Below are 25,947 nucleotides of genomic sequence, written 5' to 3'. Positions count from 1 at the left end.
CATCGCTTGCCCGGCGGCTAGGCGAACCGAGGCTTGTAGGCGACCAAGCATCGCTCCGACCGAACCAATGATCATTGTCTCTTTCTTGCTATTGCCCTTTGGCAATACTTGGTGCTGATTTCTGAAATTCGATAGCTCCGATATCGGCGCCACCGGCATCAATGGGCGTTCTTACAAGATCGATTCCCCCTGCATTCTCGATCGCCACTCCGGCATCAACGCATGGAGAACCGGATTTCAGCTGATATCCACGGAGTTCATTCATCGTCATAAGATCGATAAGCGAACCAGCCTTTCCCGGCCGTTCAAACTTGGGATCCGCCACAATCGCTTGCGTTTCTGAAAGATGCGGCTCAATGTTGTGATACACATTGTTGCGGAACACGGTGTTAATGCCAGCTGCGTTCGGCCCCCACTCACCCTTTCCTTCAAAGAAGAAAATGTTGTTTTCAAAGGTGGAATTTATCGGAGTTCGCCCTTCTGCAAAAACCTCGACGTGCAATCCCTTTCGAACATAATGCGTGTTGTTGTAGACATGCACGTTCTCCGCCTGTTTACTCCTGTTGAAGCCATAGAAGTAAATGCCTTCGCGATCATTCTGGCTGATGTTGTAGCGAATAACGACATTTCTGGTGGGCCTCTTCATGATCCCGCAGAACCACAGATTGTCGTGGCTGTAATTATATTGGATGTAGGTGTTGATACAGTTGTAGTCGGCATCGAACCCACCGCGGTCCGATTCGCCGCCACCATCTTTGTTTTCGATATCGCCCACATTTCCATAGGCCTCGTTGTACTGGATCTTAATGCCATCGGTGTTGAAACAGAAAATGCTGTGTCCGGTATCGCGGCGACTGCTGTTGGCCAGAACGTTGTGCTCATAGATCGCATCTTTGCTCGCTCTCGCAATCACATTGTTCCGCCCAGTGGAATCCACTCGATTGCCAGCCACATAGACTCTGGTCCAGAGATTCTTTGCCTCATATCCGTCCTTCCGCAGGTTGACTTCTGCACAAGAGGAGTTGTTACCAATTCCCACACCGCCAATATTTTCCACCCGGTTATTGGTTATGCGCAGGTCATCGAACTTTGAGTTCTGGACATTTTTCATATGGACGTGGATGCCTCCGCGTCCCTTGCCAGCGACCATCCCATTTACATGGTGGACATAGCAGTCATTGATATAGACATGTCGGTAGGTGCCTTCGATTCTTTCAACCAGCACATAGATACCAAAGAGATCACCTTGATCCTGATCCGAGCCATCGGAATTGGTGACCTCCAGACCGTCCACCTCCCAATAGGAAGGATTCTTAAGCATCACCGCTGCCCTATCTTTACCTTGGGCTTGGATCACAGGCTGGTTACCTCGACCGTACGCGCCAATTCGAACCGGCGCGTTTTGGGAACCATTTCCTTGCGGAGCCAACATCCCGGTAAACGTCATGCCCCGTTTGAGCAAAATCGTATCGCCCGGCTGCATTTCAATGTTGCTGATCGCATCGAACTTCTTCTGCGAGTCCACGCGATAGTCTTTCGCAAGGCACACGGTTGGGAGGAGCAACAATAACACGGATGTGAATTGATAGATTTTCATGATTACTTTTCGATTGTTATGTCCTTGGCATCCAGTGCTGCAATAATGCTCACTTGGATGCGTTCTTCATAATTTTCAAGATTGAGTTCTTTCACCGTCGGCAGGAGCACACGCGCATCCTCACCGATCCAGTCCATGATGTTGAGCACCTTCAGCGTGGCATAGCTGTTGGTTTTCAGCAGGTTATCCAAACATTGGAATCCTTTCTCTTTTTCGCCGGTATTGATGAGCAACCAGGCCGCCATGGCGCGCACTTCGTGCGACGGATCTTGCAAACAGCGAAAGCCTGCCTCCTGCTCATTGAGCAGAAAGCAGCCGACGATGCCCCAATAACGCAAACCGCTGTCCGTACTGCTGAGCAGACTCATCAAAGCGTCTCGGTTGGCCGGAGATTTCTCCAACGCCATGTCGGCGGCATCGAGCAGCGCAGGGAGGTTATACAGTTTGGGATTGCGAACCAATTCATAAATGGTCGTACCGTGATCTGCTGCTCGTTTCACCATCTCCGACTCAGGTAGCATTCCAGCATCATGCACCGATTCCTGCCAGCGGCGTAGCTGGCCCCTCATCCGCTGCGAGATTTCCAAAAACTCCGGACTGTCGATCAGATTGTTTACGCTGTCGGGATCCGTCTGCATGTCGTACAGCTCTTCCGTATACCCTTTGGGCGCAAACCACCGCGATTGAACCTCCGAGGCGCGACCGGACTTCACTTGCTCCTCCCATGCCTGAGAGGCTTTCATTTTCCAGAGAAAATTCAGGTGCTGCATCCAGGGTGCATACGGCATGTAGTTGCGGATATACAGAAACCGCTTATCACATACGGCCCGGGCGTTTTCACATCGCTCATCCATCCGCCCACGGAAGGCAAAATGAAATTGCGGTTCTGGTTCGATGCCTTCTCCGAGAAAAACGGTCCCCTGCATCACATCCGGAATCTCCGCCCCGGCGAGACTCAGCCAGGTTTTCGGCATATCCACAAAGCTGACCAGACGGTCGATTTTCGACCCCGGCGCGGCCGGCCGCAATTTTTCATATCTCTTGGGAATGCGGATGATCAGCGGCGAATGTAACCCGCTCTCGAACAGGAATCGCTTACTTCGGGGCAGCACGCCGCCATGATCGGAGTTGTAGATGACAATCGTACTTTCCGAGAGACCTGTTTTTTCCAACATCTCCAGTGCGGCCCCGACGTCGCCATCCATTCTCTTCACCGCATCATGATACTTGGCATAGTTTTGACGAATCACCGGCAGGTCCGGATGATACTTGCGCAAACGAACATCGGCCGGATCGTGGTTCGTGTTTTCCACCTGCCCCTGCGCCCGGCTTTCGTGCGACTCTTTAAAGTTGATGACCTGAAAGAAGGGCTGGCGAGCTTTCAACGCTTGCCAATCGACCTCATCGGGGTTATCCCAACATGCTTTGTCCTCGCGCCCGCCAATGTTGTAATCCGTCTTAGGATAATTCCCGGTATAGTATCCGTTCGCCCGCAGCAGATCGGGATAATATGGGATTTGCCCGTGCGGAATGTCATAGCGGCTGCGCATGGGATGCGTCCCCATGGAAATCGCATTGATTCCGGTGATCCATGTGCTGCGTGAGGGTGCGCAGACCGGTGCATTGGCATAGGCGTGCATGTATTGGAAACCCTCCGCCGCCAACCGATCGATGTTCGGCGTCTCGGCATGTGGGTTTCCATAGCAACCCACCCAACTCACATTGTTATCTTCGCTGGTCAGCCACAGAATATTCGGCGGGGGAACTTCATTGCCGGCAACAGAAACAGCCAGCCCTAACAGGCACAAGATTTCTATCAGACAGAGACGCATTTGATTAATTCCTTATTGAAGCCATTCCGCAAAGTCACCCAGGTCACCGACCGCGATAAAAAGGACATTGGTTTTTCTCCGTCGATTGAAGAGTGTACAGACAAATAGCCCAACTGCACTGCATAAAAAAACACAACCTATTCAGCGTGGTGGCTTTCCTTAAATTCGGCTCGTGATCGAAGAGGGTATACTTGAAGACGCAAGTGTGGCGTCTTGCCCTTTTCTATTTTGAGCCGTCGGTATCCCTGAACGGAACGCTGATGTTGCGCAATCAGCCGAGCGAATGTGGAATGTTCAGGATCCAGTGACATTGCTCACGAAGGCTTAGAGGCAGGCGGAAGGGTTAAGTGCAAGAACGAATATAAAAACTCGTCTCGCGCCATTGCGAAGTCAACCTACTAGGGCGGCTTCCTCTCGTTTTGGACAGGAATTCGCATGCATCCAGACCATACAAGACGCGTTTTTTAACTTTTCTTAGAACACATGCACTTTTTTCTGTCCAAATTGTGCCGTTGGCTGACCTTTTTAGTTAGTCAAGATGATGGTTCGGCACCAGCGTGCATGATTCCGGCGATTGAGATTCCAGTCGTCAGCGGATTCGTCCATGCCGATCGCCATTTCCTTCCGCTCCAATTCCCACCAATTCTAGAAGAGTGTTTTTGCAAATCATTGCCAGAAGGTGCCGTCCTTGCACGATGGCCTTGGAATCAGATTTTCTATCAGCAATTTAGTCCGGCCAAATGTGGCCAGGTGAACCGGCCCTTTTGTAATTAACATTGAAGCAAACATTTTTTTGATGGGCATTCAAAGAAATGACAACAACAAGAAAAGAGGAAACATGAAATCTTTATTACGTCCAATCGCGATCACACCCGTCTTGATTGTACTCATTCTTTCTCAGGCAAGTTTTGCACAGAATGCTAAGGTTGAACGCGCTCCCATGATCCACCCAGGGATCTTAATGACTGGAGAACAATTGGATTTGATGCGGGACCGAATCAATAGAGGAATCGAACCTCAGAAGTCTGCTTTTGAGGTGCTCAAAAATGACCGCAGGGCTGTGAAAAATTACACGCCCAATACAGAACATTTTAAATGGGGTTCAGGCGAAAGAGATGCCCAGGCCTGCTGGATCCAAGCGTTGATGTGGTCTGTCACTCAAGAAGAAGTGTATGCTGAAAATGTTCTGAACATCATGGATGCCTACTCAACTTTAGAGGAAGTAACTGGGAAAACGAAAGACCTGAGGATCGGCTTGATGGGCACCATGTTTATGCGGGGTGCGGAAATTGTAAAGCACACCTATCCCAAGTGGAGGCCTGAAACCGAAAAGAAATTTATGGCCATGTACGACAAAGCGTTCATGCCAACGTTGCTTAAACGGGTGGAGCACGAAAACAATTGGATGTCGTCTATTACCGAATCCCTCATGGCCACTGCAATCTTCAAAGATGATCCAGAACTTTTTGATTTAGCCGTGTACCGTCTCAAGATTTACCTGCCGACGAATGTCCCCCTTGAAAATGGACAGCCAGCAGAATTATGGAGAGATATCGCTCACTCCGAGGAGGGACTCGGAGCGTTAATACAAACTTGCGAGATGGCGTGGAACCAGGGGGTTGATGCTTACGCATGGCTAGATTACCGCCTGGCTAAAGGCTTTGAGTATCTAGGAGAAGTGGTCGACACAAAAGATGATCGATTTGAAAAGAACTATCCCTTAGATGTGGGCTGGGAAATCGTAAACAACCATTACCACTACCGAATGGGAATGGATATGCCTTGGACGCAAAGACTAGTGCAAACGGTGCGGCCGGAGGGTCTATTTAGGCACACTTCTTTGGGGACTTTGACAAAAGGCGAAATGGATAAAGACAGGCCGGTCGCCATCTCCCACTGGCGTTTACCCATCGCGTACATCGGCGCACCTTATTCGCATCCATTGAAAAGATACGGCTGCACTTCACCGGTAGAGTGGGTTCAAGATGCTGGCACGACCATGCCCTCAGGCCTGAAGGTCAGTTCCAGCGGACAGATCACTGGCAATGTCGAAGCAGCCCCAGGGGTCTACAAGTTGGTTTTGAAAAGTTCCGGTAGCTCCTGCGATCCAGTTTCAACCACCTATTATCTGCCCGTTAAAAATCTGCTTCCTGCAGCACAAGTAAACGTTGCGGAGCCTGGCCTCTGGTATGAATACCGAACCCCTCATTTTGACACCGATCCTGGATTGGATTCCTTTGAGAGCAGTGCGTCAGGAACCACTCCAACTTTCAGTTTTTCCGTTGCCAAAGACGAGCAGTATGCCATCCGTTTTTCCGGTTATCTGGACGTTCCCGCTGACGGTAATTACAGCTTCCAGGTGGGCACGGAAAACCAGTCACGTCTCTACATTGATGATCAGCTTGTGGTGGATCATTGGATGCGTGACAATCGAGCCAGGATAGCCTGGGCTCAATTTGACTCTGAACTGGGGCTAAAAGCCGGTAAGCACAAGATCGTCCTCACCGTCAACAACGGCAACTACAGAAAGGGCATGCTCTACGGAGAATGGCCTTCGATGCGCAATCTATTCGAAGTCCAATGGAAGATCCCCGGTGCCACCAGCCATGACCCCATCCCCAAGTCCGCGTTGTCCAACCCGGGGGATTCTTCCGCATTACGTCCTGTGCAGCCGGTGCAGTAGGAGCGTCTAGAGAGGGTCACGCCTCATCAGATTGACCGGATTTTGTAACTGACCTTTAACGCATAATCTTTAATGGTCACCCACAGGAATGACATCAGTAAAAAGTAGAAACATGAGAAAGTTTTCACACTCCATCGCGACTGTATTCATTGTATTGATTCTTAGTCAGACAAGTCTTGCGCAGAATCTCACTCTGGAACGCGCCCCCATGATCCACCCTGGGATCATGATGACAGGAGAACAAATCGAGTTGATGCGTGACCGAATTAATAACGGGATTGAACCGCAAAAGTCTGCTTTTGATGTGCTCAAAAAGGACCGCAGGGCTGCGAAAGATTATGAACCCAATTACAACCATTTTGATTGGAATGCTGGCGAAAGAGATGCCCAGGCTTGTTGGGTTCAAGGGTTGATGTGGGCGATCACTCAGGAAGAAGTGTATGCTGAAAATGTTTTGAAAATCATGGATGCCTACTCAACGTTGGAAAGTGTGACTGGAGTACATGTAGAGCTAAGTATCGGCTTGATGGGCACGATGTTTATGCGGGGAGCGGAAATTGTAAAGCACACCTATCCCAAGTGGAGGCCGGAAACAGAAGAGGCATTTATGGCCATGTACGACAGAGCGTTCATGCCTGCCTTGTTGACACGTGTGGAGCACGAAAACAATTGGATGGCTTCGATTACCGAATCCCTCATGGCCTCTGCCATTTTCAAGGATGATCCAGAACTCTTTGATTTAGCCGTGTACCGTCTCAAGATTTACCTGCCGACGAATATCCCCCTTGAAGATGGACAGCCAGCAGAATTATGGAGAGATATCGCTCACTCCGAGGAGGGACTCGGAGCGTTGATACAAACGGCAGAGATGGCCTGGAATCAGGGGGTCGATGCCTACGGTTGGCTCGATAACCGTATGGCGAAAGGCATGGAGTATCTAGGAGAAGTGGTCGACACAAAAGATGATCGATTCAATAAGAATTACCCCTTAGATGTGGGCTGGGAAATCGTATACAACCATTACCACTACCGAATGGGAATGGATATGCCCTGGACAAATAATTTGGTGCAGACTGTACGGCCGGAGGGTCTATTTAGGCACACGTCCTTAGGCACATTGATAAAAGGTGAAATGGATAAAGACAGGCCGGTCGCCATCTCTCACTGGCGTTTACCCATCGCGTACATCGGCGCACCTTATTCGCATCCATTAAAAAGATACGGCTGCACTTCATCGGTAGAGTGGGTTCAAGATGCTGGCACGACCATGCCCTCAGGCCTGAAGGTCAGTTCCAGCGGACAGATCACTGGCAATGTCGAAGCAGCCCCAGGGGTCTACAAGTTGGTTTTGAAAAGTTCCGGTAGCTCCTGCGATCCAGTTTCAACCACCTATTATTTGCCCGTTAAAAATCTGCTTCCTGCAGCACAAGTAAACGTTGCGGAGCCTGGCCTCTGGTATGAATACCGAACCCCTCATTTTGACACCGATCCCGGATTGGATTCCTTTGAGAGCAGTGCGTCAGGAACCACTCCAACTTTCAGTTTTTCCGTTGCCAAAGACGAGCAGTATGCCATCCGTTTTTCCGGTTATCTGGACGTTCCCGCTGACGGTAGTTATAGCTTTCAGGTGGGCACGGAAAACCAGTCACGTCTCTACATTGATGATCAGCTTGTGGTGGATCATTGGATGCGTGACAATCGAGCCAGGATAGCCTGGGCTCAATTTGACTCTGAACTGGGGCTAAAAGCCGGTAAGCACAAGATCGTCCTCACCGTCAACAACGGCAACTACAGAAAGGGCATGCTCTACGGAGAATGGCCTTCGATGCGCAATCTGTTCGAAGTCCAATGGAAGATCCCCGGTGCCACCAGCCATGTTTCCATCCCCAAGTCCGCCCTGTTTCATCCGGGGAATTCTTCCGCATCACGTCTAGTAAAACCGGCGCGTTAGAGTGTGCCGCAGTGGCTTCCGTAAGTTGATTTAAGCATAGAGAAAAACGTCTGCCCCAGTGCAGAAAAATTGAAGGATATAGTATGAGAAATTTTAGACGTGAATCATTTGAGATGGGGATGAAATTTGAAGGATTTAATTGGCGTTCTCTGAGTGTCGCAGTGGTTTTGTTTTTCAGCGTGCTGCTACAGTCCGCCTGGGCTGCTACAACGATGCTCTATGTTTCGCCGGACGGGAATGATCAGTGGTCCGGTCAATACGCTGATCCGAAGGCCGGCGATGGTCCGCTGGCCACGCTGGATGCCGCCCGGCTGAAGGTTCGCCAGATGAAGGCGGCACGTCCTGAAGATTCCTTCGAGGTTCAGGTTCGGGGCGGAGAATATGAACTCAGGGAAACCGTTGTCTTCGGTCCCGAAGATTCCGGTAGTCGAGGGGCTTCGGTTGTTTATAAAGCCTACGCCGGCGAAACGCCGGTATTTACGGGTGGTATACCTATCAGCAACTGGAAAAAATGTACCAAGAATCCGGTCGGGGTTGCGCAGGAAGCGAAAGGAAAACTCTGGGTGGCCGAAATTCCCGATGCTAAAAAGTTGAATTGGTCGATCAAATCGCTTTATGACGGCGACAGATTGCTCCAGCGAGCTACTTCGGGAGAGTTGATGCGAGCAAGGCACGCACGCGATAACGACTACAATATGCAGGGCAAGAAGATCTGGCGTGAATTGGGCTATGAAGGGGAGCCGGTGGCGCCGTTCGATCGTGATATCTATTTCAAGGGAAATGATATGCGGGCCTGGGAAAATGTTGCTGATATTGAAATCGTGCTACGCGATCGGCGTTGGATCTATAATCTTCTTCCGTTGAAGAAGGTTGATGCACAAAAAAAAGTGGCTTGGACGGCCGTTGATCCAACGTATCAACCTCTGTCACCCTCAAGGTATTGGGTGGAAAATGCGATCGATTATCTGGATGCGCCGGGCGAATGGGTCTTCAATAGCGAAGAGGGACGCCTTTATATCTGGCCGAAAAACGACATCAATAAGATGAATGTTATTGCTCCCTATCTTCAGGAATTTATTCGTGTTGAGGGAGAAGAGGATGGACATCTTGCAACGTTTATTGGTTTCGAGGGACTGACCTTTAAGCACGGCCTTCGCGATACCTGGGTTGAAGGCGACAAGGGGCTTCAGCACGACTGGGAAATGTACGACAAAGGAAATGCCGTTCTTCGGTTCCTGCATGCGGAAGACTGCATGGTCAATCAATGTCAGTTTATCGCCAGCAGTGGAACCGGTATCCGGTTGGACTTGCATTGTCAGCGAATCACCGTTTCGAGCAATCTGCTGAGAAATCTCGGGGGCAATGGAATTCTCCTTAGCGGGTACGGTCCCGGCACAAAAGATGTGAACAAAAACAATGTGGTGACCAATAATTACATCCACAATATCGGGGAACTCTATTGGCATTCAGCGGGTATTTTTATCACCCAGAGTGGACATAACCAGGTTACCCATAACACGATCTGCGATGTGCCTTACAACGGATTGGTGATCAGTGGCTGTAGACCGCATGAGTTTTATATCGTGAAGCGTATTCCGTTCCGCCGAGCCTGGATGAGCACCATTCGGGTAGAGGAGTGCGAGCCCTATACGCTGAAGGGGTTGAAAGCAGAATGGCAAACCCCGATTGAACATTTTCTGCCCCTGCTTCATGCGCGCGAAAATTTGATCAGCATGAATGACATTTCCCGGACCCTGCAGAAGTTGGGGGATGGAAATGCAATCTACTTATCGGCAATGGGCGAGAATAATCGACTGGAACGTAACTACCTTCACGACAACTATCACACGGCCGGTACCATTCGGTTGGACGACAATCCTAGTTATACGATCATTAAAGAAAACGTTCTTACAGAAGCGGACCGGGGGATCGGAATCAAAGGCCCCTGTGAGATGGTGAACAACTTTATTTTCACGGATATGTTCATGCGTGGAGATGTGACAACAAGTTCCAAGGTAAAGAAGGGGACGAAAAGCGAGCGGAATATTTACTTCCCTCCGGCAGATTCGAAGGAGAAAAGGGGCTACTTCCTTTACGGGGATGGAAAAAAAGACGTTCCATATCATAGCAAACTACCCCTGATGGAAAACTCGATCTACTTCTCGCTAAGCAAGGCCAAGCCATTCGTGCCGGCCACGGGACTCGGAACCGACCTGGTGAGTGGTAACAACGTTAATCCAGGGAAAGATGCAGTGAAGCTACTCTACGCGGATCCGATGTTTGATGAGGACGCCATGAAACAAAAAATATTCCGTTTCAAAAAAGGCTCTCCGGCGATTGCGTTGGGAATTCAACCGATCGATCTGAGTACTGTGGGGTCAACGCTTGCCGAGTAGTTTCTGCTCCTGCTGCGGTGGATGTTTATGAAGGAAGAAATGATATGAGTATTCGTTTTGTTGAGATGGTAAGTCTGCTGGGAATCACAATTGGTGCGGCTGGTGATGGAAGGTTTTCAATACACGCATACTGATATCCGCCCCCTCGACTAACTGTCTTCTTGAATAGCCATAACAAACGGCTTCCCTGGAGCAAATTCGGCCGCGACAGCGGCATAAGGACAACTCAGGAATATCGAACAAGGAACTGATTCATGACGAAGTTTGCTATCGCAGTGCCGTCAGGCTCCTCACTTCGTCAATCGTAGATTCTTGTTCGATATTCTGCGGTTCGCTTTTAAAAACGTCTGCTTTTGATGAGTCGAAAGCGAAACCGTTTGCCCTCAGCGGGACGATTTAAAATGAGCAACCTGAATTGAAGGAAAAAAATGAAGAAACTGTTGATCGCATATTTAATTTGTTCGGTCGGAAGTCTGTGCGCAGCGGAGCGGGCCAAAAATCCATTTATTAAACACATGCTCACCGCCGATCCAACAGCTCGCGTCTGGGAAGATGGCCGCCTCTATGTTTATCCTTCAACGGACATCAAAGGGAAAGGCTATCGGTCGATGGATGGCTATCATGTCTTTTCCACCGACGACATGCTCGACTGGAAAGATCACGGGGAAATTCTTCATTCTCGCGACGTTGACTGGAGCGATGTGTCGGGAGCGATGTGGGCACCGGACTGTGTGTATAAAGATGGGATCTACTATTTTTATTTTCCTCATACCAATAATGATGGGGAGTGGGAGGTCGGCATCGCAACGAGCACGAAGCCCGCGTCTGATTTTAAGGTGCAGGGATTTGTGAAAGGTGCTACGACCTATTGCGATCCCTGTGTGTTTCTCGACGATGACGGGCAGGCCTACCTCTATGCCGTGGTAAAGAAAAAGTGTTATGCGGTGAAGCTCAAAAGTAATATGAAGGAAATTGACGGGGAGTGGGCTTTGCAGGAGCTCGAGGATCACCGTGAAGGTCCTTTCGTTTTTAAACGGAACGGAACGTATTACCTGATGTATCCGGACAATGCGAAAGACGGTCATCAGATGCGGTATGCCATGAGCCAAAGCCCGCTGGGACCTTGGGATTGTAAAGGCGTTTTCTTGGAGAAAACAACGTCCTATACCACGCATGGTTCTGTCGTGGAATATAAAGGAAAGTGGTATCTGTTTTATCACAGCTGTGATCTCTCCGGAGGAAAATCAACCAATCGTTCCATTTGCTTCGATGAAGTCACGTTTAATGATGACGGCACGATTCAACTGGTGCAACAAACGCGCGACATAACGATGCAAAAGGGCGGCAACCCGATCATTCAGCATATGTACACAGCGGACCCATCAGCCCATGTCTGGGCCGATGGCAAGATGTGGATTTATCCTTCGCATGATCAGAATGATGCAACGAGCTATGGTTCAATGAATGGACATCATGTGTTTTCTTCACCGGATCTAGTCAACTGGACCGACCATGGTGAGATTATGCATACAGACGATATCCGTTGGGCAAAAAAGGGACACTTGTGGGCGCCGGACTGTGCGTATAAAGATGGGACTTACTATTATTATTACCCAGCGAGGGATAAGGCGAATAAGAACCGAGTGGGCGTTGCAACCAGCACCTCTCCCTCAGGTCCGTTCACAGACTCGGGGGCGTATATTGAGGGAACGGACGAGATTGATCCGGCTTGTTTTGTTGATGATGACGGGCAGGCGTATCTCTATTGGGGCGGTCATCGTGATCCTGTAAGAATGGCTAAGCTCAATGATGATATGAAGACTCTTGGCGAAGTGAAGCAGGTCACCTTGCCTGAATTTTACGAAGCGCCATGGATACATAAACGGAATGGAATTTATTATTTGTCCTATGCCACCGGCACCCATGCTCCGATTGCTTATGCCACATCCACCAGTCCGATGGGGCCGTTTACCTATCAGGGCGTTCTCATGGATAAGGTGCCGAACTGTGTGACCAACCATCACTCCATCGTTAAGTTCAAGGGACGCTGGTACATTTTCTATCATAGCGTCGCACTAAGCGGCCGGAGTCACAGACGTTCCGTGTGTGTGGACTACCTGTATCACAACGAGGATGGAAGCATCAAAAAGGTGGTTCAAACGAAAGAAGGGGTTTCGCCGGTTCCTTTTAATGCTGCGTTGAATAAAAAGGCCGTACAGTCCAGTACAGAATTTGGTGCTGAGGCGGGTAGAGCGGTTGACGGTAATACCAGCAGCATGCGGAACGATGCCTCTGTTGCATGCACGGGTGACGAGGCGACGGCCTGGTGGCAAGTGGACCTGGAAGAGGATTTCCTGATTGATGAAATCAAAATCTGGAATCAAGAAGGTCCTGGCGGTGCCAAGTTGACGGAGTATACGATTTCCGTATTCGATGAATATCAGGACGTCGTCTGGTCCAGCCAACAGACCTCTTCGGCGAAGCGCCCCACTTCTGTCTATGTGGGAGGCAAAGTCGGTAGAACGGTGAAGATTCAGTTGGCAGGCACCGGTGCGCTAAGCCTTGCAGAGGTCGAGGTGTTGAGCACCAGTATACCACTGCCAAAAATCCCAATGAACCCCAATGTCGCCAAAGGCAAACCGGCGACACAGTCTTCGACGAAGCTTCGAGCGTCAGCAAGCCGAGCCGTTGACGGAAATACCAATGGGGCCTTTTTTGATGGATCGGTGACCCACACTGGAGATGATGAACAGGCTTGGTGGCAGGTCGACCTTGAAGCGGATTATGAGATTGGGGATATCAATGTTTGGAATCGTTCAGACAAAAGTTCAATAGGCCGGTTAAGTGACTATAAAGTAACTATTTTAGATGCCGATCAGAAGGAAGTCTGGTCCAACCATCAGACCAAGCAGGCCGGGTTCCCTACGACCGTCAATGCAGGGGGCGCTGAGGGGCGGTATGTCAAGGTGCAGTTGATGAGTGGCAACAATGGATTGTGCCTGGCAGAAGTGCAGGTGTTTTCCAATAGCTCCGATTAGACTGCATGATTGGTAGGGCGTTGAATCGTTTTTACAGATAAAGGAAAAAGGCATGAGGAAGTTTTTACATCTGATCGCAACCACGCCCGCTGTCATTGTATTTATTTTTTTGAATACAAGTTTTGCTCAGGATTCTAATCTTGAGCGTGTTCCCATGGTCCACCCTGGAATCTTAATGACGGGAGAGCAATTGGATTTGATGCGGGACCGAATTAATAAAGGAATTGAACCGCAGAAGTCTGCTTTTGATGCGCTCAAAAATGACTCCAGGGCCTCGAAAAGTTACAAGCCTGATCCTAAGACTTATATTGAGGTGCCCAGCGAAAGGGCTAGTACCAATTGGCCTGAAGCTGAAAAAGATGCCACGGCCTGCTGGGTCCAAGCGTTGATGTGGTCTATCACTCAAGAAGAAGTGTATGCCGAAAATGTTTTGAACATTATGGATGCCTGGGGGAGATCTCTAAAAGAGATCGGTGGTCGTGGTGGAGACCTGAGGATCGGCTTGATGGGCACCATGTTCATGCGAGGCGCCGAAATTGTAAAGCACACCTATCCGAAGTGGAGGCCAGAAACAGAAACGCTTTTTATGGACATGTACGACAAATTGTTTATGCCTACGTTGATGAAACGTGTGGAGCACGAAAACAATTGGATGTCTTCTCTTACCGAATCACTGATGGCCACTGCAATTTTCAAGGATGATCCAGAGCTCTTTGATTTAGCAGTGTACCGTCTGAAAATTTACCTGCCGACGAATATCCCCTTTGAAAATGGACAGCCAGCAGAATTATATCGGGACATTCCTCACACCCAGATGGGAATCGGAGCTTTAGTGCAGACTGCAGAGATAGCCAGGAACCAGGGAATCGATGCATACCCATGGCTGGACAACCGTCTGGCCACCAGTCTTGAATTTCTAGGGGAGATTATCGATACAGAACAACCGGGGTTCAAACAAAACAGACTGTTCCCGATGGGCTGGGAAATTGGATACAACCATTACAAATACCGAATGGGAATGGATATGCCCTGGACAAAAAATCTGGTGCAAAAGGTGCGGCCGGAAGGGTTAAGCAGGCACACCTCCCTGGGCACATTGACAAAGGGCGAAATGGATAAAGACAGACCAGCAGCCATCTCCCATTGGCGCTTACCCATAGCGTATACGGGGGCTCCTTATTCACATCAATTAAAAAGGTACGGTTGCTCATCTCCGGTACAGTGGGGCCCGATACAGTGGGGCCCGGTACAGTGGGTCCAGGAAACTGGAGCCGCTCTGCCTTCTGGCCTGAATGTCAGTCCCAACGGACAAGTGAGCGGCAATGTCGAAGCAGCCCCGGGGGTCTATAAGATTATCTTAAAGAGTTCCGGTACTGCCTGCGATCCCGTTTCAACCACCTATTATTTGCCAGTTAAAAGCCTGCTTCCGGCAGCACAAGTAAATGTTACTGAGCCGGGTCTCTGGTATGAATACAGAACCCCTCATTTTGACAGCGATCCTGGATTGGATTCCTTTGAGAGCAGTGCGTCAGGAACCACTCCAACTTTCAGTTTTTCCGTTGCCAAAGACGAACAGTATGCCATCCGCTTTTCCGGTTACCTGGACGTTCCGGCTGACGGTAGTTATAGCTTTCAGGTGGGCACGGAAAACCAGTCCCGTCTCTACATTGATGACCAGCTTGTGGTGGACCATTGGATGCGTGACAATCGGGCCCGGATAGTCTGGGACGACTTTGACTCTGAACTGGGGCTAAAGTCCGGCAAACACAAGATCGTTCTCACGGTCAACAACGGTAATTACGAGAGGTATAATCTGTATGGGGAATTCCCTTCCATGCACAATCTGTTCGAAGTCCAATGGAAGATCCCCGGGTCCACCAGCCATGTTCCCATACCACGGTCAGCGTTGTTTCATCCGGGAAGTTCTTCCGTCCGATCTCTCGAGGCGAGTGCTCCAATCGACTGAGATAAAATTTGTTGTCAGTTACTAAAAAGAATGTATCGGAAGAAAGGTTTCAAGCATGAAAAACTATACGCATATATCGGCCATCATTTGTTTATTATTCACATCAGGCGGGGTTGTTCAGGCTGAGAGTGGTGAAACAACTCGTTCAGGCTCATTCGTTACTGGGAAGGTAAATACCTTGCTCGTTCCGATGCCATTAGAAGAGGCAGGTTGGCAAGAGTTTGCTTATATGGCAGCCGTTCCGGCAGGACGCAAAATAAACAGTGATGGCATGCCTTCCGTTGTCGCGTTGCCTCGTGATGGAGCAATCGATCAATATATCGGCTCGAATTATATGGGCCGATACAATCCAGACACGATCTATTCGATTGGTTCAACATCAGGGTACGAGGGTGTGACGAATCTGGACTGTTCATCATTGGATGATGCATGCTGCGAGCTGGCACGATTCTGGACGACGAGTAAGCGCGTCGTCTTATGCAGCGGCGATGATTACGCCAAAGGCCTTGCGGCCTCCTGTCTGGCAGGCCGACTTAAAGCCCCCCTTCTTTTTTGGGGAACTGACGGTTCCGGGCTGTCCAGTAATGTCTTAGAGAGTATAGATCGACTTGAAGCGAAATCGGCAATCCTTGTAGGTCAAAACGGTACCGTCCAGGCTCAACTTTCAGGGGTGGGGGTTTCAAACACAATTCTTTCAGATGATAAAGCGGTCATCACCTGGATGACAAAAAATGGGCTCACTCCTGATTATTTTGCGGTCGTTAATCCTAAAGACAGAGATGAATTGACCCGTGGACAAAAAGGATCGTTAGCAGGAGCCTTGTTGGCATCAGCCAGAGAAGGCGCTGTTGTTACCTTGGCCTATGACACGGAGTATATGACTCATTTCACTGGGTCCGAAACAAGCGACCAACCTTCCGGAGCCGTCAGCAGCACAAAGGACTGGTGGACAGGCTCATTTACGATTAATGGATGGACACGTAACTATGCGGTCGGAAAACCTGGAAGTGACTGGGCTGGCAATATCGACTGGGACCAAAATGGAAATTACGGTGACCGCGGTGAACGGGTCAAGCGTGCCGACATCGTTACGATTAATGGCAAGCGTTATTCGGTCGACGTGACCGGGGCTCCTCGATCCCTGCCTGGTCACATAAAGTTTACCTATCCCTGCTATGAAGAGGTCAATGAGGATCTGAACAAGTATTATGACCTGCTCGGTCATCATCCGAAATACATGGCCATCGTAGGTATGCCGTCAGTATTCCCCTTAGGCGTCGCCCGTGCGACTGAGTATGGAGTCATCCATGGAACCGACCAGTTCTACTCGAATGTAGATAGTGATGGTTTTCATGAGATCGCGATAGGTCGTATCGTGGGTGGCGATGCTTCCTATATCACCTTGAATGGTTCATGCTGCCTGACGTATGACGATTTGGACAAATCCGGCTGGGCAAATACCATGTGTCATAAAACAAGTGAACCGGATAACGAGGAATTTCAAAACAAATGGTATTCCATGCCCCATAGAGCAGAGAATTATGGTTTCAACGTTTACAGAATGAACGATCTTGAAAAATCTCAGTGGGATTGGAGCAACTTTAGTTTATACATCCAGGATCAACATGGCTGGCCCTTTATGCTTGGAGATGAAGCCGGGGATAAGGGGATGGCCCCATGTCTTGTTGAAGGTGGCGGATGCCACATGGGCTCTTTTGACGAAGAACAATGGGTCATCAAAAACAAGAAATCATGGAAAGATTACACGGCCATTCAATGTGCCTATAAGGGAGTGGCAGCCTTTGTGGCTTGGAGCAGAGGAACTCCGGCAGGTAAAGACATTGGTCGTACTTGCTTCCAGAATGAAATACTGGCAGGAGCGACCTTGGGTGAAGCGCGTTTATATCTAATGAATGTCATGTGGTACAACCAGACGATGAGCTGGGCTCGATATGGCACCCAATGTTTCGGCGATCCGGCCATGACCTTCTATCGTCCTCAAACCACTCCCAAATACAAGCCAGCCTATGTTTCCGGAAGCGATAGGACCTTTACCGTGCACGCACCGGAAACCTACTGGGTTGATCATGTGAAATACTGTAATCGTGCCAAAGGCTCCCTATACCTCCATAGCGCGCCAGGGCTGGCAACAACGCCCTATGAACCCGATAGAATGCTGTCCTTTTTCGCCAGATATAGAACCCCTCATCAAGTCCGCAATATCACACAGGAATCCGTACCCAGTCCACTGGGTTGGGTTGCCAGGAAGGGTGACAACTATCAGATCGACGAACATTATGATGGCACCCGAACGATCTGGATGAAGGTTCGACTTGATGAGTTTGATAACAATCAAGGAACGTTCATACAGAAAATAGATCGCATTAATTACAGCTTCTAGAAAGCCGTTGTCATTTATCTCACAGACGCACGGCGACTGAGATATTGTCAAAATTTGCGTTCTTAAAAGAATAATAAAGGTGGCGAATCCTGTTGGAACTTGAACCCTCCAACGGCCCGAAGTGGGCAAAGGAATACGCCATGAACCAAGTTAAAACAGAACGAACCGATTTACCCGTGGGCAAACAGCTCGATCCGGAATGGATCTCTTTTCGAGCTCCATTCGACGAGAAAGGTCCATTGGATGAACGAGTCCGTGAAGGTGCTCGCAAAATGCTTCAAGCCGCGATTGACGCGGAAGTGGAAGATTTTCTCGCACAACACGGCAACCGCCGAGACGAACGTGTCGGCGGCTTGTCGTGAAAAATGGCAGTCTTCCCGAACGTGCTGCTTCGAAGAAGTGGAGGCGACTGAATTGCCACGAAAAAAACACACTCGTCATCGAAGGAAGGTCCTTCAAAGACGGAATGATGCAGGATGAAATTGCCGCCTCATTCATTTTTTCAGAACACAACCCTTGACAATAACTCCCAAAGATTTGGACCTATGAATAGCCAACGAGATCAAAGAACTAGTTTAGTCTCTATCACAACGAGAGGCTCTGGCACAACGAGAGGTTCTGGCACAACGAGAGGCTCTGGCACAACGAGAGGTTCTGGCACAACGAGAGGTTCTGGAGCAAGAGGTCGAATCATTGGAACCATGCTGGTTTCGATGGTGCTCTTGCAGAGTTCGGTTTGGGCCGGGTTAACGACGCTCTATGTGTCGCCAGAGGGAAATGACCAGTGGTCAGGGAGATCGGCTGATCCAAAGCAGAATGAGGGGCCTTTGGCCACCTTGGATGCGGCCCGCCTGAAGATTCGCCAGTTGAAAGCCGCTGATCCTGAGGGAACTTTTGAGGTGCAACTCCGTGGCGGTGTCTATTCGCTCAAAGAGACGGTGGTGTTCGAGCCGGAAGACTCCGGCAGCCAAGCGGCTCCGGTCGTTTACAAAGCTTATCCCGAGGAGGAGCCCGTTTTCACGGGTGGTGTTCCGATCAAGGGCTGGAAGAAGATGGACAAGGATCCTGCCGGGACGCCGGAAGCCGCGCGCGGAAAATTATGGGTGGCAGAGATTCCCAAAACACCCGGGTCGGAGTGGTACATCCGATCGCTCTACGACGGGGAAACGCTTCTGAACCGGGCGGCATCAGGCAACTTGAAAAAACGAGAGCCAGATCAAAAACGCACTTTCGACTTTAACACACACGGGAAAGGCATCTACCAGGAGGTACGATTGGAGTTTGAAGGGCCTCTGGTAGAACCGTTTGAACGGCATGTTGACTTCCGGGATAATGATCTTCGAGCTTGGAAAAACATGCACGATATTGAACTCGCGCTTACAGATCGTGGCTGGTTGCGGAACCTTATTCCACTAGAGCGTGTTGACGTAAAAAATAAAGTGGCCCATCTTTCGGTTGCCCCAACGTATCAGCCCCATAACTTTAAAAGGCCGTATGAGGTTTTAAATGCGATCGATTATCTGGATGAGCCCGGTGAGTGGGTCGTCAATACGCTGGAGGGTAAAATTTACATGTGGCCGAAAAACGATGTTTCGGACATGGACGTGATTGCCCCGTTGCTGCAGGAATTTATTCGAGTTGAAGGCAAGGAAAAGGGGCCCTTTGCTCAGCACATTTGTTTTGAAGGATTGACCTTCATGCACGGCCTGCGTGATACCCTACAAGAGGACGACAAAGGGCTGCAGCATGACTGGGAAATGTATGACAAAGGCAATGCGGTGATTCGCTTCCGTAACGCGGAGGACTGTGCCTTTACATCCAATACGATCAAAAGCAGCAGCGGCACCGGAATCCGTTTAGATATGCATTGTCAACGGATTGAAATTGCGAGCAACCACCTCAAGTATCTTGGAGGAGGAGGGATCGTTCTCAGCGGCTATGCTCCGGGAACCGTGGACGTTAACAAAAACAACGTCGTCCATGATAATTACATTCATCATGTTGGTACGCTCCTGTGGCATTCGCCTGCCATCTTCATCGCGCAGAGCGGGCACAATGAAATCACTCACAACACCATCCATGACCTTCCCTACAACGGCATTGTGGTGAGCGGCTGCCGCCCTCATGAATTTTATCACATCAACAGGCTGCCTTTCCGAAGAGCATGGATGAACTCCATACGGGTCGAGGAATGCATGCCTTATATCCTGAAGGGGTTGGAATCGGATCGCCCTATTTCAATCGATCATTTTCTGCCGTTGCTCCATGCGCGTGAGAATAAAATTGTCATGAATGATATTTCCCGCGTGCTCCAGAAGTTGCATGACGGAAACGCGATCTATTTCTCCGCCATGGGGTCGAACAATCTGGCGGAGCGCAACTACATGCACCAGAACTTTGGCACCCGGGGGGCTCTCCGGCTGGATGATAACCCGAGCTATACCATTATTAAGGAAAATGTGATCACCTCCTGCGAGAAGGGGATCGGCGTCAAGGGACTCTGTGAAATCGAGAATAACTTCGTGTTTACCACAGAGACCTTCCTCCGTGGTAGAGGCGCGAGTCGCAAGCCGGCAGCGTTAAAACGGAATATCTTTTTCCCGGCAGGTTCCTCCACCAGCGAGATTGGAGGTCTATACATAGGTAGCAGCACAAAGAATCGTGAGGGCGTACCGCTGTGGGCGAGGGTCAATTCCTCGGAGGATAACCTGTATTTTACAACACATAAAAGGGATCCTTTCTTGCCGAAGACAGGCATCGGCACGGATTTAGCAACAGGAAAAACCGTCGTTCCCGGCAAGGAACCTGTGAATTTCCTTTATGCAGATCCACTCTTTGACGATGAAGCGGTCCAGCAAGGCTGGTTTCGCTTTAAGGAAGGATCGCCGGCAGAAAAACTAGGTATTGAACCGATTGATCTGCGGGAGGTCGGTTCTTCTCTGGCCGAGAAACACTTTCCTGGGATCGATGAAGAAGCTTCTGCAAAAAGCCATGAGTCTCATTCGAATTCGCTTCCATAAAAGAGTCAGTGAGGTGTCCCCATTGGCATCGGAACGGACCATACATAGAGGAAGCCGTGTTGATATGAATCGGTCCACGGTGCATGACTTGATGATTAGAGAATAGGATGTTGAGATGAAAAGAGCGTTTATTGTTACGATTTTTTTGATGGTTGGAGGGTTCGCCCACGCGGTAGAAAGCTCGGATGGGCAACGTTCGTCGGGGATTCACAAACGCGAAGTTTATCTTCTGATCGGACAGTCCAATATGGCAGGGCGGGCGCCGATTGAATCGATGGATGAGGGGCCGATCGATGGCTGTGAACTGTTGAATGCGGAGGGGAAATGGGAGCCGGCTACCAATCCGCTCAATAAATATTCAACGGTTGGAAAGAAGCTGTCGGTTCAAAAGTTGAATCCAGGGTATGGGTTTGCAAAACGGTTGCATGAGCTGCGACCCGGAATTTCCGTGGGGCTGGTGGTCAACGCTCGCGGCGGAACCAGCATCTCCAAGTGGGCCAAAACGTCAACCGAGTATGATTATTATTCAGCAGCCGTGGCCCGTACTCAGGCCGCGCTCGCGGATGGTAACAGCCGCCTGGCTGGCATTCTCTGGCATCAAGGTGAATCGGATGGAAATCGAACCGGGTCCTACATGAAGAAACTGACCGCGTTGATTGCCGATCTGCGTGCGGACTTCAATGCTCCGGATTTACCCTTCATTGCCGGCCAGGTGGAAATGGATGATACCGATGGTAAACCATCCCGCGTGTTCAATGACGTCATTATACAGTTGCCGACCGTCGTTTCTAATACGGCGGTCGTATCGACCGAAGGTCTTTTGACCTTGGATGGAACTCATTTTGATTCGGCCAGTCAGCGCGAACTGGGTCGCCGTTATGCGGATGCCTTGCTGAGCTTGAAATAATGAATGAACCGCCTAACGGCGGAGGCGACGTAGACGTGGTCTATTCGTTTAATTTTCAGGAAAGAATTTCCATCATGGACTGCGATGCGTGGCCAGGGTGGACGCGAAGTGAATGAAGTAAATGAATGAAGTAAATGAATGAATGTCAAAGGAATTTGGAAGTATGAATAATCAACGAGATCAAAGAACAAGTTTAGTCTCTATCACGACGAGAGGCTCTATTACGACGAGAGGCTCTGGCACGACGAGAGGCTCTGGCACAAGAGGTCGAATCATTGGAACCATGCTGGTTTCGATGGTGCTCTTGCAGAGTTCGGTTTGGGCCGGGTTAACGACGCTCTATGTGTCGCCAGAGGGAAAGGACCAGTGGTCAGGGAGATCGGCTGATCCAAAGCAGAATGAGGGGCCTTTGGCCACCTTGGATGCGGCCCGCCTGAAGGTGCGCCAGTTGAAAGCCGCTGATCCTGAAGGATCTTTTGAGGTGCAGTTCCGTGGCGGTGTCTATCCCCTGCGTGAGACCGTCGTATTTGGGGCTGAAGATTCCGGACGAAAAGATGCTCCGGTCATTTACAAAGCCTATCCTGGCGAAAAGCCAGTCTTTAACGGTGGCGTTGAGATCCGAAATTGGAAACAGTGCAAAAAGGATCCTGCCGGGACTCCGCAAGAAGCTCGTGGCAAACTGTGGGTAGCTGAGATTCCCGAAATGCCAGGGGAGTGGTATATCCGAACGCTCTATGATGGAGAAACGCTGTTGAAACGTGCTGTTTCCGGAAAGCTGTACCACGATGAGTCCGATAAAAACCGGGCCAACGATTACAATATGCAGGGCAAGAAGATCGTGAAGGAATTGAAGTATGAGGGGGATCCTGTAAAGCCGTTCGAGCGATACGTTAAATACAAAGGCGATGATATCAGAGCTTGGGATAACTTATACGACATCGAAATTTTGCTGAAAGATCGTCCCTGGTTGAAGAATATGATTCCTCTGGCGAGTGTTGACGAGAAGAAGAAAATGGTAACCATGGCGGCAGACCCAACCTATCAGCCTGTGAGGCCTCACTTGGCTTATTGGATTGGAAACGCCATCGACTACTTGGATGAGCCGGGCGAGTGGGTGGTGAACACCAAGGAGGGACGCATCTACATGTGGCCGAAGAAAGACCCGGCAGATATGAACATCATCGCTCCCTTCTTGCAGGAATTTATCCGAGTGGAAGGGCGGGAAGATGGACCTTTTGCCAAGCACATTTGTTTTGAAGGACTGACCTTTACCTATGGCCTTCGGGATACGCTTCTTGAAAGCGACAAGGGGTTGCAGCATGACTGGGAGATGTATGACAAGGGCAATGCTGTGATCCGCTTCCGGTTTGCCGAAGAGTGTAAGTTCAACTCGAACGTAATTAAAAACAGTAGCGGAACAGGCATTCGGTTGGATCTTCACTGCCAGAGAAATGAGGTTTCCAGCAACCTTTTAGAGTATCTGGGGGGATGCGGGATTGTACTCAGTGGTTACGGGCCGGGAACGAAGGACGTGAACAAAAACAATATCGTTCACGACAATTATATCCACCACATGGGTGAGGTCCTTAAGCATTCCGCAGCCATCTTTATTGCTCAAAGCGGGCATAATGAAATAACGCACAATACCATACACGACTTGCCCTACAATGGCATTGTGGTGAGCGGTTGCCGTCCCGATGAATTTTACCTTTCACAGAGAATTCCGTTCAGGCGTGCGTGGGTTTCCACCATCCGTTTTGAAGAATGCGAACCCTATATCCTCAAGGGCTTGAAATCAGATCGTAAGATATCGCTGTCTCATTTTCTGCCGCTTCTCCATGCGCGTGAAAACCATATCGCCATGAATGATATTTCGCGCACGCTTCTCGAGTTGCATGACGGGAATGCCATTTATTTCTCGGGGATGGGTGAAAATAATTTGGTGGAACGTAACTATTTGCATAAGAACTATGACACCGCAGGCACGCTACGCCTAGACGATAATCCTAGCTACACGATTATCCGAGAGAATGTGATCACCGAAGCGCAGCAGGGTTTTGGGCTCAAGGACCGAGCGGAGGTCAGCAATAACTTCGTGTTCACCGAGACGTTTCTTCGTGGAAGATCGACGCCCGGATGGCTGGGGGGAACCAAAAAGGTCATACCCAAGGGGAATATCTTCATGCCGCCCGCCTCCTCGAAATCGAGCAACGGGCTCTATTTAACAGACTCACGGGCCACCAATAAGCCGTTCTACGAAAATCTCCCACTGATGGAGAACTCGATCTATTTTACGAATAACAAGAGCGAGTGCTATGTTCCTAAGGCAGCGCTCGGAAGTGATCTCTTTACAGGTCAGCAAGTGAAGGCCGGCAAGAATGGAATTAAGCTTCTCTATGCCGACCCGATGTTTGACGAAGAAGCGATGAAGAAAAACATCTATCGCTTCAAAAAGGGTTCTCCGGCCATTGCTCTTGGCATCAAACCGATTGATCTGAGCCAGGTGGGATCCTCTCTGACCAGAAAATAATAAACATTGACGAGGGTCTTTCGATGGACCCATAAACCGATATTTGGGAGTACCTTCATGAAGAATCGAAACGATGGGCTATTAATCGGCCTGTTGGCCATTTCAAGTGTCGCTTGCGCGGCAGATACAACCTGGACGATTGATTCGCAAGCGGAGTGGGAGCAACAGACCGACTCGAAGACGCAGCTTGAACTGAAAGACGGATTGGTCGCACCAACGGCTGAACAGGTGACGTTCTCCAGTACGTTGAAAACCTTTAGCCAAAAACGTTCAGCGAAGTCGATTACGATCGATCAGTCCGTCCTATGGAAAAATTGGGATCCGATTTCGAACATCGGGCCATCCAATTTGGGGGATGCTCCGGTCATGTTGAATCTCGGCCCGAAAAATTATTGGATGTTTGGGCTGTATCGCTCGGGTAAGAAAGAGGGCTTTGTGGCAAAGGAAGCGACCCTGGCAGGTTTTGATATTCCGTTAAAAACAACGCCGTTTAAGAATCAGTTCAATGCTCCCGGCGGTCTGGAAAAGAGCCTTGGCGGCTATCATGCCTGGCAGAGCAAGGACATGGTCAACTGGGTGCATCATGGGCCAATCACACCTAAAAAAGGCAAACGGATGACCACGGCAGAGTATGTCGATGGGAACGCTTATTTTTATTATGACTTTCCGAACGATCAGGATCCGCATCTCTACATTGATGAGGATTTAACGGATGGAAAAGTTGGCAAAGATATGGGTCTCGCCTTTAAGGATCCGTCGGATGGTTCCGATTGCGCTTTTATTCGCGATCTCGATGGGAACTTCCATGTCATCATCGAAAACTGGAGCCCGATCGATGCGAGTACGCATGCCTGGGACTCTCCGCTCGCGGATCATGCGGTAAGTCCAGATGGGATTGGAGACTTCAAAATCCTCTCTCCGGCGGTCGACGAGCGAACGACGCCCACGGGTAGGTTTGCCGAATATGTGCATCCGCACTGGCATAAAGAAGACCCCGAAAACTATCCGGGAAGAATTGCCACAGAAGCGGTTCGTCAGCACAGGGTGAAGAAAGGGGATACTGCGGCGTATGGTACCTATGAAATTCACGAGCCGGAGCAGAATGCCTACGGGGATTGGGCTGCGATCTCCATCGGCGGGCAATACTATCTGTTTTCCGATTTCGATCCGGCGAATTCTCATGGCGACAAAATGAGTATGAGTGTGGCTTGGTTTACCTCTTCCAGTGTGTATGAACCTTTCACGTTATGCGGCACGATCGGTGAGGGGCATCCAGATCCCGACATCATGTTCGCCGAAGGGAAATTCTATTTGGCGACTCAGACGGACAAGGATTTCGTCAGCCCCGGCCCATGGGTGGAGCGCGTGGAAGTCCGTGTTGGCGTGGATACTGATCACGACGACTCCATCGACCAATGGACAGACTGGCAACGCGTGAGCGAGAAGTATGACTATATTCCCGGCTTCTCCAAGCAGGTTGCGAAAACGCCGGCGCAAATGGATCTATCGAGTCTGCCCGCGGGGTACGGCTTCCAGTTTGAAGTCAAAATGACAGATACCACAGACAATGAATCGAAGCCGATCCTGGATAAAGTATCCATCACGTTTGCCGACTAAAGATGCGGC

At 49.8% G+C, this 25,947-nt stretch carries 12 protein-coding genes and 1 pseudogene; 11 read left to right on the top strand and 2 right to left on the bottom strand.

Going from position 1 to position 25,947, the window contains the following annotated elements:
* Window positions 1-88: 88 nt before the first annotated feature.
* Together Q31b_RS22255 and Q31b_RS22250 are read right to left on the bottom strand one after the other, a co-directional pair.
* Window positions 89-1,597 carry a right-handed parallel beta-helix repeat-containing protein gene (locus Q31b_RS22255; RefSeq protein WP_231617763.1) on the bottom strand — a complete coding sequence of 503 codons (1,509 nt, stop codon included), beginning with the start codon at window positions 1,595-1,597 and terminating at the stop codon, window positions 89-91.
* Between the two features lie 2 nt (window positions 1,598-1,599).
* Window positions 1,600-3,429: a sulfatase family protein gene (locus tag Q31b_RS22250; protein ID WP_146601837.1), complete on the bottom strand. Its 1,830-nt coding sequence runs from the start codon at window positions 3,427-3,429 to the stop codon at window positions 1,600-1,602.
* An 838-nt stretch (window positions 3,430-4,267) separates the two neighbouring features.
* On the opposite strand from Q31b_RS22250, the gene Q31b_RS22240 reads away from it, so the two are divergent.
* The 11 genes and pseudogenes from Q31b_RS22240 (at window position 4,268) to Q31b_RS22190 (ending at window position 25,938) form a co-directional block, all read left to right on the top strand.
* Entirely contained in the window at window positions 4,268-6,112 is a 1,845-nt protein-coding gene (locus tag Q31b_RS22240; RefSeq protein ID WP_197172049.1) for an alginate lyase family protein, read from the top strand.
* Window positions 6,113-6,224: 112 nt separating this feature from the next.
* Window positions 6,225-8,063, top strand: coding sequence for an alginate lyase family protein (locus Q31b_RS22235; RefSeq protein ID WP_197172046.1), 1,839 nt, complete (start codon window positions 6,225-6,227; stop codon window positions 8,061-8,063).
* An 83-nt stretch (window positions 8,064-8,146) separates the two neighbouring features.
* The gene (locus tag Q31b_RS22230) at window positions 8,147-10,459 is read left to right on the top strand and encodes a right-handed parallel beta-helix repeat-containing protein (RefSeq protein ID WP_146601834.1); all 2,313 of its coding nucleotides are present in this window, start codon (window positions 8,147-8,149) and stop codon (window positions 10,457-10,459) included.
* A 428-nt stretch (window positions 10,460-10,887) separates the two neighbouring features.
* Window positions 10,888-13,497, top strand: coding sequence for a family 43 glycosylhydrolase (locus tag Q31b_RS22225; protein ID WP_146601833.1), 2,610 nt, complete (start codon window positions 10,888-10,890; stop codon window positions 13,495-13,497).
* A 52-nt stretch (window positions 13,498-13,549) separates the two neighbouring features.
* The gene (locus Q31b_RS22220) at window positions 13,550-15,463 is read left to right on the top strand and encodes an alginate lyase family protein (protein WP_146601832.1); all 1,914 of its coding nucleotides are present in this window, start codon (window positions 13,550-13,552) and stop codon (window positions 15,461-15,463) included.
* A 55-nt stretch (window positions 15,464-15,518) separates the two neighbouring features.
* On the top strand, window positions 15,519-17,864 hold the full coding sequence (locus Q31b_RS22215) for a cell wall-binding repeat-containing protein (RefSeq protein ID WP_146601831.1): 2,346 nt from the start codon (window positions 15,519-15,521) through the stop codon (window positions 17,862-17,864).
* Between the two features lie 140 nt (window positions 17,865-18,004).
* Window positions 18,005-18,249 (top strand): annotated as a pseudogene (locus tag Q31b_RS22210) (IS256 family transposase); the annotation flags it as partial.
* 316 nt (window positions 18,250-18,565) lie between these two features.
* Window positions 18,566-20,884, top strand: a complete 2,319-nt coding sequence (locus Q31b_RS22205) for a right-handed parallel beta-helix repeat-containing protein (protein WP_146601829.1) — start codon at window positions 18,566-18,568, stop codon at window positions 20,882-20,884.
* Between the two features lie 115 nt (window positions 20,885-20,999).
* On the top strand, window positions 21,000-21,791 hold the full coding sequence (locus tag Q31b_RS22200) for a sialate O-acetylesterase (protein WP_146601828.1): 792 nt from the start codon (window positions 21,000-21,002) through the stop codon (window positions 21,789-21,791).
* A gap of 283 nt (window positions 21,792-22,074) precedes the next feature.
* Window positions 22,075-24,321, top strand: coding sequence for a right-handed parallel beta-helix repeat-containing protein (locus Q31b_RS22195; protein ID WP_231617762.1), 2,247 nt, complete (start codon window positions 22,075-22,077; stop codon window positions 24,319-24,321).
* 57 nt (window positions 24,322-24,378) lie between these two features.
* On the top strand, window positions 24,379-25,938 hold the full coding sequence (locus tag Q31b_RS22190; protein ID WP_146601826.1) for a hypothetical protein: 1,560 nt from the start codon (window positions 24,379-24,381) through the stop codon (window positions 25,936-25,938).
* Window positions 25,939-25,947: the final 9 nt, after the last annotated feature.

Origin of the sequence: Novipirellula aureliae, from assembly GCF_007860185.1 — a bacterium.
Lineage (GTDB): Bacteria > Planctomycetota > Planctomycetia > Pirellulales > Pirellulaceae > Novipirellula_A > Novipirellula_A aureliae.
The sequence above is the reverse complement of the archived record's forward strand: the minus strand, read 5'-3'. Positions and strand labels throughout refer to the sequence as shown.